At 37.2% G+C, this 13,536-nt stretch carries 15 protein-coding genes and 1 riboswitch; of the genes, 14 read left to right on the forward strand and 1 reads right to left on the reverse strand.

Features of this window, described 5'->3' with window-relative positions; all coding sequences use genetic code 11:
* From yicI to ribH, 7 genes are all read left to right on the forward strand, one after another.
* Window positions 1–2,283 carry an alpha-xylosidase gene (yicI, locus tag J3U71_RS02865; protein WP_267392494.1) on the forward strand — a complete coding sequence of 761 codons (2,283 nt, stop codon included), beginning with the start codon at window positions 1–3 and terminating at the stop codon, window positions 2,281–2,283.
* Window positions 2,284–2,567: 284 nt separating this feature from the next.
* Complete coding sequence (locus J3U71_RS02870) at window positions 2,568–2,699, forward strand: hypothetical protein (protein ID WP_258562415.1); 132 nt, start codon at window positions 2,568–2,570, stop codon at window positions 2,697–2,699.
* A 195-nt stretch (window positions 2,700–2,894) separates the two neighbouring features.
* On the forward strand, window positions 2,895–3,098 hold the full coding sequence (locus tag J3U71_RS02875) for a hypothetical protein (protein ID WP_220220655.1): 204 nt from the start codon (window positions 2,895–2,897) through the stop codon (window positions 3,096–3,098).
* An 81-nt stretch (window positions 3,099–3,179) separates the two neighbouring features.
* Window positions 3,180–3,316: riboswitch (FMN riboswitch) on the forward strand.
* 114 nt (window positions 3,317–3,430) lie between these two features.
* Entirely contained in the window at window positions 3,431–4,486 is a 1,056-nt protein-coding gene (ribD, locus tag J3U71_RS02880) for a bifunctional diaminohydroxyphosphoribosylaminopyrimidine deaminase/5-amino-6-(5-phosphoribosylamino)uracil reductase RibD (protein ID WP_267392493.1), read from the forward strand.
* Window positions 4,487–5,092 (forward strand): riboflavin synthase, encoded by a 606-nt coding sequence (locus tag J3U71_RS02885; RefSeq protein ID WP_267392492.1) that lies wholly within the window; start codon window positions 4,487–4,489, stop codon window positions 5,090–5,092.
* Between the two features lie 11 nt (window positions 5,093–5,103).
* Complete coding sequence (gene ribA, locus J3U71_RS02890; protein ID WP_267392491.1) at window positions 5,104–6,330, forward strand: GTP cyclohydrolase II; 1,227 nt, start codon at window positions 5,104–5,106, stop codon at window positions 6,328–6,330.
* A gap of 1 nt (window position 6,331) precedes the next feature.
* Window positions 6,332–6,805, forward strand: a complete 474-nt coding sequence (gene ribH / locus J3U71_RS02895; RefSeq protein WP_103752881.1) for a 6,7-dimethyl-8-ribityllumazine synthase — start codon at window positions 6,332–6,334, stop codon at window positions 6,803–6,805.
* A 71-nt stretch (window positions 6,806–6,876) separates the two neighbouring features.
* On the opposite strand, the gene J3U71_RS02900 is transcribed toward ribH, so the two are convergent.
* Window positions 6,877–7,524 carry a ribulose-phosphate 3-epimerase gene (locus J3U71_RS02900; protein ID WP_267392490.1) on the reverse strand — a complete coding sequence of 216 codons (648 nt, stop codon included), beginning with the start codon at window positions 7,522–7,524 and terminating at the stop codon, window positions 6,877–6,879.
* Between the two features lie 172 nt (window positions 7,525–7,696).
* On the opposite strand from J3U71_RS02900, the gene J3U71_RS02905 reads away from it, so the two are divergent.
* Genes J3U71_RS02905 through J3U71_RS02935 form a run of 7 tightly spaced genes read left to right on the forward strand, consistent with a single transcriptional unit; the run spans window position 7,697 to window position 13,319 of the window.
* A complete protein-coding gene (locus J3U71_RS02905) occupies window positions 7,697–8,155 on the forward strand; it encodes a PTS sugar transporter subunit IIA (protein ID WP_220220657.1) in 459 nt (152 codons plus the stop codon).
* A 14-nt stretch (window positions 8,156–8,169) separates the two neighbouring features.
* On the forward strand, window positions 8,170–9,504 hold the full coding sequence (locus tag J3U71_RS02910) for a PTS galactitol transporter subunit IIC (protein WP_220232701.1): 1,335 nt from the start codon (window positions 8,170–8,172) through the stop codon (window positions 9,502–9,504).
* Window positions 9,505–9,522: 18 nt separating this feature from the next.
* On the forward strand, window positions 9,523–9,813 hold the full coding sequence (locus tag J3U71_RS02915; RefSeq protein ID WP_220220659.1) for a PTS sugar transporter subunit IIB: 291 nt from the start codon (window positions 9,523–9,525) through the stop codon (window positions 9,811–9,813).
* Window positions 9,810–10,334 carry a YjbQ family protein gene (locus J3U71_RS02920; RefSeq protein WP_220269091.1) on the forward strand — a complete coding sequence of 175 codons (525 nt, stop codon included), beginning with the start codon at window positions 9,810–9,812 and terminating at the stop codon, window positions 10,332–10,334. Before J3U71_RS02915 ends, J3U71_RS02920 begins: the two co-directional genes overlap by 4 nt.
* The gene (locus tag J3U71_RS02925; protein ID WP_220220661.1) at window positions 10,327–10,923 is read left to right on the forward strand and encodes a KpsF/GutQ family sugar-phosphate isomerase; all 597 of its coding nucleotides are present in this window, start codon (window positions 10,327–10,329) and stop codon (window positions 10,921–10,923) included. Before J3U71_RS02920 ends, J3U71_RS02925 begins: the two co-directional genes overlap by 8 nt.
* Window positions 10,916–11,458 (forward strand): 6-phospho-3-hexuloisomerase, encoded by a 543-nt coding sequence (hxlB, locus tag J3U71_RS02930; RefSeq protein WP_267392489.1) that lies wholly within the window; start codon window positions 10,916–10,918, stop codon window positions 11,456–11,458. Before J3U71_RS02925 ends, hxlB begins: the two co-directional genes overlap by 8 nt.
* Window positions 11,459–11,474: 16 nt before the next feature.
* Window positions 11,475–13,319: a BglG family transcription antiterminator gene (locus J3U71_RS02935; RefSeq protein ID WP_267392488.1), complete on the forward strand. Its 1,845-nt coding sequence runs from the start codon at window positions 11,475–11,477 to the stop codon at window positions 13,317–13,319.
* Window positions 13,320–13,536 lie beyond the last annotated feature (217 nt).

Genomic DNA, 13,536 nt, shown 5'->3' on the forward strand with positions numbered 1-13,536 from the left:
ATGAAATATTTAAATGGTAATTGGCTAGTTCGTGACGGCTTTTCTATTGATTATGGTCAAAGCGTATACGATAGTAAGATTGACGGCGGCAAACTAACACTTTGGCTACCTTTTAAGACAATAACCGATACAGGCATGACCTTAGATGATGGGATGCTGACGGTAGAAATCACGTCACCTCGTGAAAATATAATTAATACTAAAATTATTAATTTTCGGGGTACTGTAGATCATGGACCAAACTTTAAGTTAAATAAAAGTACAAACTTTAAACCTGAGATAATAGAACAGCCAGATAAGTTCGTTGTTAAATCAGATAAAACAACCCTTGAAATAACAAGGGGAAGTCAAGTTGAATTCCGTTATTTATATAATAATGAACTCAGAGCAGAGATAGTTGAGAGATCGATTGCGAGAATTTTTGATCCGCAGGGGCAAGTTCATATATCCAATTCTTTTGTTTTACAACCGGGTGAAAAAATATACGGCCTTGGCGAGCGCTTTTCCAATTTCGTGAAAAATGGACAGGAAGTAGAAATCTGGAATAAAGACGGCGGTACTGAAACTGTGCAAGCGTATAAAAACGTCCCATTGTACTTGTCTAACAGAAGCTATGGCATTTTTGTAAATACTCCAGAAAAAGTGTCATATGAAATTGCATCTCAGCAAGTTGATAGAGTTGAATTTTCTGTTCCTGATCAACAACTTTCCTACATGTTTATCGGTGGTAAAAATAATAAAGAAGTTTTAGATCACTATACTGCCTTGACCGGGAGGCCACCTTTACTGCCTGCATGGACTTATGGCTTATGGTTAAGTACATCATTTACAACTAAGTATGATGAAAAAACAGTGATGAGCTTTATAAATGGGATGCTAAAGCGAAATATCCCATTATCCGTTTTTCACTTTGATTGTTGTTGGATGAAACCAACTGAATGGTGTAATTTTGAATGGGATCCAGATAACTTTCATGATCCGCAAAAACTACTTAAAAACATTCACGATAAAGGAATAAAAATTTGTGTCTGGATTAATCCGTATATTGCACAAAAATCACGTTTATTTGCCGAAGGGATAGAAAAAGGCTACTTTATTAAGAAAACTAATGGAGATATTTGGCAATGGGATAAATGGCAAGCAGGAATGGCAATTGTCGATTTTACTAATCCCAGTGCAGTTAAGTGGTATCAGGGATATTTGAAAAAATTGTTGAATCAAGGAGTGGATGTCTTCAAGACTGATTTTGGTGAAAGAATTCCAAGCAAAGGTGTACGGTTTTTTGATGGGTCTGATCCCAAGAAGATGCATAATTATTACACATTGTTGTATAACAAAATCGTGACAGATACTATTGCGGAAGTTAAGGGTGAAAAAGAAGCGGTAGTATTTGCACGTTCGGCTACAGTTGGTAGTCAATGCTTTCCGGTACATTGGGGTGGTGATTCTTCTTCTAATTATTCATCTATGGCAGAGACCTTGCGTAGTGGTCTCTCATTTGGAATGAGTGGTTTTAGTTATTGGTCTCATGATATTTCTGGGTTTGAAGATAGTGCAACACCTGATTTATATAAGCGCTGGACACAATTCGGACTCTTAAGTTCACATTCCCGTTACCATGGTTCAACTACATATAAAGTTCCTTGGTTATATGGCGAAGAAGCAGTAGAAAACACAAAAAAATTTACAAATCTTAAGTTGAAATTATTACCGTATTTAATGAGTATGTCTCATGAAGCACATACACATGGTGTTCCTATTATGCGTGCTATGATTTTAGAATTTCCTGAAGATCCGGGAGTAGAAGATTTAGATATGCAGTACATGCTGGGAAATAATTTGCTTGTTGCACCAATTTTTAATGACCAAGGTAAAGGGCAGTTCTATGTTCCTGAGACCCAGGGTAAGTGGATCAGTATATTGAATGGTGAGTTTTATGAAGGGGGAAAATGGTATCAAGAAAAATTTGATGAGCTAACTTTGCCGGTTCTAGCTCGACCGAATTCTGTCATTGTAACTGGTGAATTTGATGATAAAACAATGTACGATTTTACTAAACACCCAACTATTAATATTTTTGAGCCGCAAAATGGAAAAATAGTAACTTCAATCACTGATAGTTATGGTAAAGATTGTGGCAAAGTTACAGTTATTCGAAAGAGTGAAAGTTTATTAATACGTTCTAGTGGAATTCAGTCTTTTGATGTTAAGCTTTACCGCGCTGGCAAAGAAATTGCGACCTACAGGAATCTAACGGGAGAAAGTAGGTTAACAATTGAATAGTAATTTTAAGACCAAGATCTTTAACGCAAAAGATTTAATGCTGTTTAATTAAGGTTTCCAACTTTTTATCTAATACCTTACTAATTTAATGCGATGAAAATAATAACTTAAGTATGATAACTGACGGGGTGACTATGAAGGTACCACAAAAGTTTTTATTTAAAAATCTTAAAAGCAAAACTTACTTAATAATATGGTATATACTTGATGTATATTGAGAATAAAAAAGTATAATTTAAGAAGAATCAATATTTACTTAAATGGTTTTTGCAGGAAGTGGTTAGATGAGAAAAAATAAAAACTTGAATAATGGTGAAGACACAATTGATGTATTAGAAACCGTAGGCTTGATCCTGACGGTTGGACAAGTGATTGTCACGGTACTTAATTTTCTTCGTCGATTCAAAAAACAATAAATATTAACCGGTAGAACTAAAGACTAAATTAGACTATTAATTGTTGCTTGACAGTTAATAGTCTTTTTTTAGCGAAACCAAAGTGTCAAATAATCATAAAAGTTTAATTTTGCCTTAAAAAAGCGTTGACATTTATTCATTATGATAGTACTGTATTAGATAAGTAATACAGCTAAACTTTTAGGAGGGAATATCATGCTTTACCTGTTATACGTTTTAATCGGATTATTAATAATTATTTTGACTGATTTACTTGTGACGGCTTGTATGACATTAAATGACATTTACCGTTATCGGCATGAAGATAGGTTAGAATTTATCACTGCTTTTAAAAAATATTTTAGTAAAAACAATAATCTCCCTCTTAAAGCTTCAGATTGGAAACTTAAGCGGGAATAATTGTAGCTAGCTTTTTCAATTCTTTTTGCTGGGTCTATTGACGCAATCAAATTAGTATATTATTCTGTAACTAATTGAATACGGTTTCTTCGGGGCAGGGCGAAATTCCCTACCGACGGTGACAACCAGTAAGGTTGAAGTCCGTGACCCGCGTACGCACGGTGGAACTAGTGCAAGTCTAGTACCGACAGTTAAAGTCTGGATGGGAGAAGAACAAATTAAGCTAATTTAATCTTAGCGTTGTTTTTAAACTTCGCTGAAATCTTATTTAATTAGAAAATATTAGTGCCTCGTTGATTCTGAAATCAACGAGGTTTTTTTGTGCTTAGGAAGTGAATTTTTTGCAGGATACAGACTATATGGAAATAGCAAGCAAAGAGGCCGTTAAGGCACTGGGAATGACATGGACTAATCCTTTAGTTGGTGCGGTTATTGTTAAAAACGGCCAGGTCTTAGCTTCCGGCTATCATCATCAGTTTGGACAAGAGCATGCGGAAGTTAACGCACTTAATCAGCTAGATGATATCAAACAAGCTCAAGGTGCAACACTTTATGTGACGCTGGAGCCGTGCAGTCATTACGGTAAGCAACCGCCTTGCTGCCAAAAAGTAGCTGAGGCCGGAATTAAAGAAGTGATTATCGGACAAATTGATCTCCACGGAATTGTGGCTGGTAAAGGAATTAAGTATTTAAATGAGCACGGCGTTAAAACTAAGGTGCTAGGGGGGACAAAGAAACTAAACGAAGCATATAACTTCTTTTATCAGCATCACCGGCCACTCGTAACCTTGAAATATGCAATGTCACTTGACGGGAAGCTTAATGGTGCAGAAAAAACGCGCACGCTTCTGACTGGCCCTAAAGCCCAGTACGATGTGCAAAAGCTGCGCTTGCACCAGCAGGCGATTTTAATTGGAGCGAACACATTGCGAATTGATAATCCGCAATTAACGGTACGAATAAAGGCTTTACCACAGCCGCCCATTCGAATCATTTTAACGCATGATGCAAATCAACTTGATTTAACGCAGAATCTGTTTAAATTACCTGGCCCAATTTGGCTACTTAGTCAGACCGAGTTAAAGGGCAAGGCTCAGGCCAATGTGCATTGCTTTGTCTCTCACAAATGGACACCCCAAAAAATTGGTGAACTTTTAGCTGAACGTGAGATTCAATCGCTATTAGTTGAGGGTGGCAGCAATCTGTTAGCTGAGTTTTTAGCAGCCGGATTAGCCGATCAAATAGTTGCTTATATTTCTCCAATAGTATTGGGTGGAATCGCTCTGCCTGTAGCCGTAGGTGAAGCACTAGCTCAAAAATTGGAGTACCAATTAATAGCTGTCCAAGAGCTAGGACAAGATATTCGGATTACGGCAAGGAGGAAATAAATGTTTACAGGAATAATTCAGGCAACTGGTAAAATCACTCGGTTAGAAATTACCGAAAAGCACGCTAAGTTAGGCATTTCGGCCGCTGAAATTGCGAAACAAAACCTACCACTTGGCGCTAGTGTTGCGGTTAATGGAATTTGTTTGACCGTGACTTCTTGGCAAAATAATGAGTTTACGGTTGATGTAATGCCGGAAACGATGAAGCGGACTAACTTAGGTAAGCTGACTACCGGCAGCTTAGTTAACTTGGAACCATCGCTTTCCTTGAACGGCAAGCTTGATGGTCACCTTGTGGCCGGTCATGTTGATACTACGGCAGAAATTATTAGTAGAAGTGAAAATGAAAATGCAATTGAATTACGTTTTAAGGTACCGCATAAATATGATCCTTATTTAGTTGAAAAAGGCTCAGTGGCAATTGATGGTATCAGCTTAACGGTGACGATGGCACAAAATGACGAATTTGGCGTAAGTCTGATTCCTTATACCATTGCTAATACCACCTTGGCGCATTATCACGTTCATGATCAGGTTAATCTTGAAATGGATATGATTGGACGTTATGCGGTAAAGCAAATTCAGGCATGGAAAAAAGAATTTTAATGGAGCAAAAAATGGACGAACAATTAGAACAAAAAATGAAGAAAATTTTACGGCACATGCTAAATGGTGGATTAGTAATCGTAGCCGATTCCCCTCAGCGTGAATCGGAGGGAGATATGATTGGCTTAGCCGAAAAAGTAACTCCTGAAGCAGTCAATATGATGATTAGCAAAGCTCGGGGACTTTTATGCGTACCGATGAGCAAAGCATTTGCGGATAGACTTCAACTTGAACCGATTGAAACGGGGTCAAATGATACTTTTGGCACGGCATTTACCTTAAGCGTTGACTCGACAGAAACTACTACTGGAATTTCTGCTTTTGACCGGGCAAAAACAATCAAGAAGTTGGCTAATCCTGATAGTCAATGGGATGATTTCTACCATCCTGGTCATGTATTTCCGCTTGTAGCTAAAGAAGGTGGAGTTCTAGAACGAACTGGTCATACAGAGGCTGCTTTAGATTTAGCTCGCTTAGCTGGTGTGGCCCCAGTTGGTTTTATCTGTGAATGCATTAAAAAAGATGGTCATATGGCGCGGCGAAAGGATTTAAAGGCCTTAGCCGAAGGCTTGGGAATACCATATTTAACCATTGAAGAATTGATTGAGTACCGTAAACACCATGAAGCAAAAGATTTGGATATCGAATCTTTTACTAAAGTTGACTTCCCGACGAAATATGGTCAATTTCAGCTTGAGGGTTTTAAAGATAATGAACATCCAGACAAGGAGCCAACTTTACTTATTAGCAAGGGTGAAATTAAGCAAGGGAGCCCGCTGCTGTTGCGGCTTCACAGTGAATGCTTGACTGGTGACGTATTTGGCTCAAAAAGGTGTGATTGTGGCGCTCAATTAGCTGAGGCCTTAACTAAAATAGAGCAAAATGGTTCAGGTGCGGTATTGTACTTACGGCAAGAAGGCCGGGGGATTGGGCTTACGAACAAATTGCGAGCTTATCAATTGCAGGACCAAGGAATGGATACGGTCCAGGCAAATCAGCATTTGGGCTTGCCCGTAGATGCTCGCCGATACGACATTGCTGCCGAAATTTTGCGCCAAAAAGGAGTAAATGAAGTTGAATTAATGACAAATAATCCTGATAAGGTCGAGCAATTGGAAAATTATGGGATAAAAGTTACTAAGCGCATTCCCGTCGAAGTTGGAATGACCGCAGAAAACAGGGATTACTTGAAAACTAAGAAACATGCGATGAACCATTTATTAAGTGAGGTTGATTAAAATGAAGGAAATTACGGGAAATATTGCGGCTGGTCAAAATAAAAAAATTGGTATTGTTGTTGCGCAATTTAATGGCGTTGTGACTGATCGCTTACTTGAAGGGGCTATCGGTCAATTACATAAGTCAGGTGTTAAGGACGATAATATCGTAGTTGTCCATGTTCCAGGTGCCTTTGAAATTGCCCGGACAGTTAACTGTTTAGCAAAAAGTGGCAAAGTTGACGGTATCATTGCTTTAGGTGCAGTTATTCGTGGAGCAACCGCTCACTTTACCTATGTTTGTGAGGGAACAACTGCGCAACTTGCCGCAGCCACTGCTAATGGTAAAGTTCCTGTCATGTTTGGTGTTTTGATGACTGATACGGTTGAACAAGCCACCGATCGTGCTGGTGGAAAAGCCGGCAATAAGGGGGCAGAATGTGCAACTGATGTTTTAGAAGTACTGAACTTAGAAGAACAGATTAACCAGATTTAACCAAAATACATTACTACTTAACTTGCGCCATTAAAATAGGCCATTTCTCCTGAACGAGAAATGACCTATTTTTACTTGCTTTTTAATTTGGCAATCTGTCCTGCCAAATTATCTTTAAAAATAAAAGATCCGACAACTGCAATATCTAAGCCAGCTTTTGTCAGTTTAACAATATTGTGATCATCAATACTGCCATCTGCTTTGATTTGGTAATGATAATTATTTTGCCGTCTTAATTCGTCTAACAGCTTTACTTTTTCGATTGTTGAGTCAATAAAGTTTGCACCGCTTGTTCCCGGATCAACCGACATAACCATTACTTGGTCTACTAATCTAAGGACAGGGATGATTGTTGAAATAGGTGTCCCGGGATTGATAATCACCTCGCATTTTTGACCCAATTTTTTAATTAAAGTTAAAATGCGGTGAATGTGCGGTGTTGATTCAACATGAATACCAATTATTTCCGTTGTTGGGAAAATATATTGCTCAATTAAAGTTTCAGGCTTTTCGACCATCAGATGAATATCTAATGGAATTTGGCAGTTTTGACTAATTTCTTGTACAAGTTTTTGACCAAAATCAATTTCAGGTACGAAATGACCGTCCATTACATCAATATGAAGAAAATCAGCGCGGGCACTAGCAAGGCTCTTCAGGGTTTTGTCTAAATTCAATTTCGGTCCGCTGTGTAGTGAAACAGCTATTTGACACATCATATATCACTCCTTTACTACAACTTTTAAACCAATATGATGTCTAAACCAAAATAAAATTTGCCTAGTTAAGGTGAAATAAGTGGCACCCGTATTTTCCCCTTAACGTGCAAATCTTGTTTTTATTCTTTTTGTGATAGCGCTTAATATTTGAAGATAGAAAGGCGGATGAGGAATGTTCTTTGATCAAAAAATTATTAAGCTGCAAGCAGATGTGCAAAGCAGCACGGAAATAATCACACTGCTTGCTCAGATGCTAAAGCAAAAAACAATCGTTAAGGATAATTATTTAACTCATGTTTTGGCTAGGGAAAAGAATTTCCCAACGGGTTTACAACTTGAAAATGGAATTGGAGTTGCTATTCCCCATACTGATTCTGAATATGTTAATACATCTCAAATAGCGGTAGCGACTCTAAAAAAGCCGGTTGTCTTCAAAAGCATGGTTAACAAGGCAGTTGACGTAGAGGTTAGTTTGGTGTTCATGATTGCGATGAGTAAGCCGCATGAACAAGCCCAGCTTTTAAGTAATCTAATGACTTTTTGCCAGAATAAGCAAGCAATTGCCGAGTTATTGGCTGAAAGAAATCCCCAAAATGTAGAGCAAATTTTAAATAAGTATGATTTGAAATAGAAGGAGTGAAGAAAATGTTTGTACAGGCAATCCACTGGTTCCTAAATTTAGGCTCAACAGTTGGTATCCCAATTATTATTATCATTTTGGGCCTAATTGTAGGCCTAAAGCCAGCCAAGGCGTTAATTTCGGGATTAACTTTGAGTGCCGGCTTTATTGGGATGAATATGGTGGTAAATATGATGGCCACCGATTTACAACCAGCAATCAAGTTGATGGTGACGCGTTACCATTTATCTCTAAGCATCATGGATGTTGGCTGTGGTGTTGGTGGTCCCCTTGCTTTTTCAAGTTCACTTGGGGTTTTAGCAATTCCGTTAACCATCTTAATTAACTTGATCCTAGTTTGGGTTGGTTTAACTAGAACCTTAAACGTTGATATCTGGAATTTATGGCAACCAACATTTATTGGTTTGCTCGTCTGGGCGGTAACCGGGAATTATGTATATGGCATTATTGCTTTAGGCGGTGGCTTCTTACTTGAATTGCTTTTAGCAGATTTGATGCAGCCGATCACGGAAAAGTTTTTCAATTTACCGGGTATTGCAGTAACTCACACGATGGCACTTTCAGCTACTATTCTAGCAGTTCCTTTAAATTGGCTGTTTGATAAAATTCCAGGTTTCAATAAGCTTGATGCTAGTCCTGAAAAAATTCAAAAGCGTTTTGGCGTTTTGGGCGATCCACTTGTTATTGGCTTTATCGTAGGTGTAGGTATTGGCCTATTAGCAGGATTCGATTTTGCCGGTATTTTACAACTGGGAGTTGAAATGGGTGCAACTCTTAAGATTATGCCAAAAATGATTTCCATGTTTATGGAAAGTCTGACCCCGATTTCTTCAGCTACACAAGAATTTACTAAAAAGCACTTGCGGGGCAAGAAAGTCAATATCGGAATGGATGCAGCTTTGACTGTTGGACATCCAGCTGTCATAGCAACTAGTGTTTTAATGATTCCTATCTCGTTATTTTTAGCAAGCATTTTACCAGGTAATAAAGTTTTGCCCTTAGGAGATTTAACACTTTATGTTTATGTTTTCACACTATTAGTTGGTGCATTTAAAGGCAATATTATTAGAAGTTTAATTGGTGCCACAATTTACTCAATTCCAATGCTCTATTTGTCAACTTGGCTTTCGCCGCTTGTTATGAAGAGCTTTAAGTTAGCTAACTACAGCATTAATACTAAAGGAGCATTTTCATTTGAGCTTTCTGGTTTGTGGACCAATGCAGCGTTTGTATGGATGGCTCAGAATATGGGCTTAATCGGACTAGTTATTTTAATCGTTGTTTTATTGGGATTGCTTTTTTACTTAAATGTAGTAAAGAAATTTAATGTTAATGAATAATAAGAAAGGTGAATAATAATGAAAAAAATGCTAATTATGTGTGGCGCAGGCCATGCTACATCAACAATCGTTCATGCAAAGGTAAATGATTGGCTAAAGGAAAATAATTTTGCCAATGACGTTGAAATCAAGCAGTCTGCAGTTAGTCAAGAAGTCGATAATATTCAAAATGGTCTTTATGACATTGTTATATCGACGACGATTGTTCCGGATGCTATTAAAGACCGAGTAATCAACGGAGTAGCCCTGTTAACAGGAATTGGAACAGAGCAGGTTTGGGATCAAGTAAAGGCAGCGCTTGAATCATGACATTTTACTATCAAGAAATTCAATTGGAAACCGTCTCGGGCAGGCCATCTTATCACATGATTACGGATCAGGTTAAACAAATTGTGGCTGATAGCCAAGTTCAAAATGGTCTTTGCTTGGTTCAAACTGTACATACTACTTGTTCAATTTATTTTGATGAGTACATGCATGACCGCAACTATTATGATGACGATTTTCTTCAAGTGGATCTTAATCATGTTTTAGAAAAAATTGTTCCCCGCCAAACTACGGAAAATTATCCCTATCTGAGTCCTGGTCCCAAGCACATCGCTTATGGTATGAAAAAGACGGACCCAAATTATCCAGCAGTTAAGTGGACAATGTTAAATACTGATGGGCACTTAAGAGCAGATTTGTTGGGCTCAAGCATTTGTTTAGGGGTTCGGCAAAATGAGCTATTGCTGGGAGCAGTCGGTCAAATTTTCTTCGTTGATTTTGATCAGACAAGAGAACGTCAACGAAAGATTGAAGTTATTGTTTTAGGAGAACAAAATGAATAGTTATTCGGAATTGTTCCAAATTGAAGGTGAAGAAATAAGTGCCCTAGGGCAAAGTATTGCCCCAGATGAGATTACTCATCTGGTAACGATTTTAAAAAAGAATACTCATAATGTTTTTCTCACCGGTTGTGGCACCTCGGCAATGGCAGCCAGAAAAATTACTCATACACTGAATGTAGTTGGTCTAGCTGCTTTTTATTTAAATCCTTCGGATGCGGTTCATGGCGGCTTAGGACAAGTTAAGCAAAATGATGTGGTTATTTTTATCTCAAAGGGTGGCTCAACTAAAGAACTGACCAGCTTTGTTGCTAATATTGAATTTAAAAAGGCCAAAATTATTACTATTACGGAAAATCTTGATTCAGTTTTAGCTCAAAAAGCGGACTTGGCTGTCCAAATTAAGGTTAAACGCGAACTAGATAAATTTAATTTGTTAGCTACTACCAGTACTTTAGCTGTTATCTCTTTGTTTGATGTAATTGCTGTTTTGTTGATGCAAGAACAACATTTTTCTAAAAATGACTTTTTATTAAATCATCCTGCTGGCAAAGTCGGTAAGCAGCTAGCAAAAGAGGTTAAAAATGATTAAAGAGTTTGCTCAAATTTGTACAGAATTAACTACTATTAATTATGATTTATCAGAGCAGAAAGCACGAAAAATTCTACAACTAATCTTTTCTGCTAAGAGAGTTTTCCTGTCAGGAGAGGGTCGAAGCGGTCTGATGGTTCGCGCACTCGCTAACCGCTTGACGCAAGCGGGGTTACAAGTTCACGTAGTTAGTGAGATTACCTGTCCGGCAATTAATGCTGAAGATTTGCTAATATTGAATTCTGCTAGTGGCACGTCCAGCTTTTTACTCGGACAGGCTAAAAGCGCTAAGCATGTGGGAGCAACGATTTTGACTTTTACAGCTAAAAGGACTGCTCCTTTAAGTCAAACAAGTGATGAAGTTATTGTCATTGAGGCGCAAACAAAGGACATTAACCAGAATTCTCTACAGCCAATGGGAAGTTTATATGAACAAGCCTCATTACTGCTTTTCGATAGCTTAATTTTAAAGGCATTGCATGCTAATTTGATTACAACTAGGCAATTACGGGATACACACTCTAATTTAGAGTAATTAAGGAGACTAAAACATGAGCGACAACAGAGATTTACTTGATTTTTTAAGGCAAAATAATGAATCTTGGATCACTGCTAAAACTCTTGCGATGAAATTGACCGTGTCTGAGCGAACGGTAAAAAGCAAAATAGCTCAATTGCGTAAAAATAATATTGAAATTGAGAGTGGACCTAAAGGATATAGAATAAAAGGCAACTTTGATACTCCGGAAATAAGCGAATATTTACCTGATAATGCGGGCCAGAGGAGTTCGTGGTTAATTCGTAAACTAATCAAAGCTAAAAAGCCACTCAATATTTATGATCTATCTGGTCAACTTTACATCAATGAAGTTGAGTTACGTAAAGAACTAAAAAAGCTAACGAGTGAATTCAGTAATTTTGACTTAAGATTGATTCGCGAAGGCGATTTTTACCATGTTGATGGTGAAGAGGAAAATAAGCGTAAGCTTCTTTCGTCAATGATCTATCACGAATTAAACGGTACCTTGCTTAATGAAAAGGCTATTCAAAAGTATTTTCCTGAAGTCGATGTTAAAACAGTGGCGGATATCTTGCGGCAAAGTGCTAAAGTCGCTGATATTAAATTTGATTCCTTTAATTTCAGTAATCTTCTCTTACACCTAGTAATTATGCTAGATCGTTCCGATAAGACTGCACTTGTAGCAGAAAAAGATCAAATCTCTAATCCAGTAGTTAAGTCAATTGTTACTAAGCTTAATCAAAGAACAAGATATCATTTGTCAGACGAAGATATTAAACAATTAACGAAAATGGTCCAGCTATTATCAGATAATCACTCTGCTGATTTACCACAAGATTCGCAGCTTAATAATTTATTTAAAAGAATCGTAGCATTTGTCCGTAAAACTTATAATCTTGATCTTGATGAAGAACTTTTTAAAAACCGCTTTTTGCCACATTTGTTGCGTTTGATTGCCCGTTTTAAAAATAATAATACAGTACATAATCCATTAGCTGAAAATATCAAAAATTCTTCGCCGACAATTTATGAATGTGCGACTCTGATTGCCTATGAAATAAAAAAGGAACTAGAAATTGCCGTTAGTGAAGAAGAAATTGCTTTTATTGCCCTTCATGTCGGTAATATCGTAACGGAACAAATTAGGAATGAAAACAAAGTGATTTGTCAATTGCTGATACCTGAATATCACAATAATGCACAAAATGCAGTTTCGCTACTTGACCATAAATTTGGCAATGATTTGGTTATTTTAAATACTGTTAGTTCAGAAACCGATTTATTAGCGGAAACGCAGTTAGTAATTGTCGTTGATTCAAAGCAAATTATCAAAAAGCATCAGTTTGTTCAAGTTTCTAGTTTCCTTTTACCAGGTGATATTAATAAGATTCAAAAGGCAATTAACCAAATTAAGGATGCCAATGCAGCACATAAACTGCAGAAGGGGTTAGACAAATTTACGTCTGCTGCTAACTTTATTACTGAAAATCATAATCGGACAGCCCATGAAGTTATTCATTTTATAAGTGAGCGGTTTTTACAAGAAAAAATTGTCGCCCAAGACTTTGAAGAACAGATTTGGGAAAGAGAGCGCCTTTCCAGCACGGCATTTGGTTCTGTAGCAATTCCTCATGCGATTAATTATCATGCTAGGCTGAGCCAATGGTTTATTTATATTAATGAAAAGGGTGTCGAATGGGGAAACCAGCGAGTTTATTTAATTATTATGCTTGCTTCAAGTCCAAAAGACGAAAAAAGGTTCCGGCAAGTTTTTGATGAACTTTCTGAAGTGATCATTAATGATAATAAAGTTGCCAAATTATCTAGATGTAACAGTTATCAAGAATTTATCAAAGAAATTATCAAAATTGAATAAGCTGTTGGAAGTCTATTACCATTGTTTAGGTAATAGGCTTTAATTTTGCTTGGGTAGTTGGCGAAAAGCAAAATTGTTTTTATAATTGTTTAGTAAACGATACTTTTGTAAAGCAAAATTATGGTAGCTTGTATTTCTAATTTGATTTAAAGCTGTTGGGTAAATGCTCTGTTAATAATTTAATAAATTAAAAACATTGATATTTAAAGTATTAATA

It is taken from the genome of Lactobacillus sp. B4015 (assembly GCF_026536055.1).
GTDB classification, from domain to species: Bacteria; Bacillota; Bacilli; order Lactobacillales; family Lactobacillaceae; genus Lactobacillus; species Lactobacillus panisapium.

Excerpts from the sequence above, each read along its gene's own strand:
- yicI (WP_267392494.1), top strand. The coding sequence starts at position 1 with ATGAAATATTTAAATGGTAATTGGCTAGTTCGTGACGGCTTTTCTATT.
- J3U71_RS02870 (WP_258562415.1), top strand. The coding sequence starts at position 2,568 with ATGAGAAAAAATAAAAACTTGAATAATGGTGAAGACACAATTGATGTA.
- J3U71_RS02875 (WP_220220655.1), top strand. The coding sequence starts at position 2,895 with ATGCTTTACCTGTTATACGTTTTAATCGGATTATTAATAATTATTTTG.
- J3U71_RS02885 (WP_267392492.1), top strand. The coding sequence starts at position 4,487 with ATGTTTACAGGAATAATTCAGGCAACTGGTAAAATCACTCGGTTAGAA.
- ribA (WP_267392491.1), top strand. The coding sequence starts at position 5,104 with ATGGACGAACAATTAGAACAAAAAATGAAGAAAATTTTACGGCACATG.
- ribH (WP_103752881.1), top strand. The coding sequence starts at position 6,332 with ATGAAGGAAATTACGGGAAATATTGCGGCTGGTCAAAATAAAAAAATT.
- J3U71_RS02900 (WP_267392490.1), bottom strand. The coding sequence starts at position 7,524 with ATGATGTGTCAAATAGCTGTTTCACTACACAGCGGACCGAAATTGAAT.
- J3U71_RS02905 (WP_220220657.1), top strand. The coding sequence starts at position 7,697 with ATGTTCTTTGATCAAAAAATTATTAAGCTGCAAGCAGATGTGCAAAGC.
- J3U71_RS02910 (WP_220232701.1), top strand. The coding sequence starts at position 8,170 with ATGTTTGTACAGGCAATCCACTGGTTCCTAAATTTAGGCTCAACAGTT.
- J3U71_RS02915 (WP_220220659.1), top strand. The coding sequence starts at position 9,523 with ATGAAAAAAATGCTAATTATGTGTGGCGCAGGCCATGCTACATCAACA.
- J3U71_RS02920 (WP_220269091.1), top strand. The coding sequence starts at position 9,810 with ATGACATTTTACTATCAAGAAATTCAATTGGAAACCGTCTCGGGCAGG.
- J3U71_RS02925 (WP_220220661.1), top strand. The coding sequence starts at position 10,327 with ATGAATAGTTATTCGGAATTGTTCCAAATTGAAGGTGAAGAAATAAGT.
- hxlB (WP_267392489.1), top strand. The coding sequence starts at position 10,916 with ATGATTAAAGAGTTTGCTCAAATTTGTACAGAATTAACTACTATTAAT.
- J3U71_RS02935 (WP_267392488.1), top strand. The coding sequence starts at position 11,475 with ATGAGCGACAACAGAGATTTACTTGATTTTTTAAGGCAAAATAATGAA.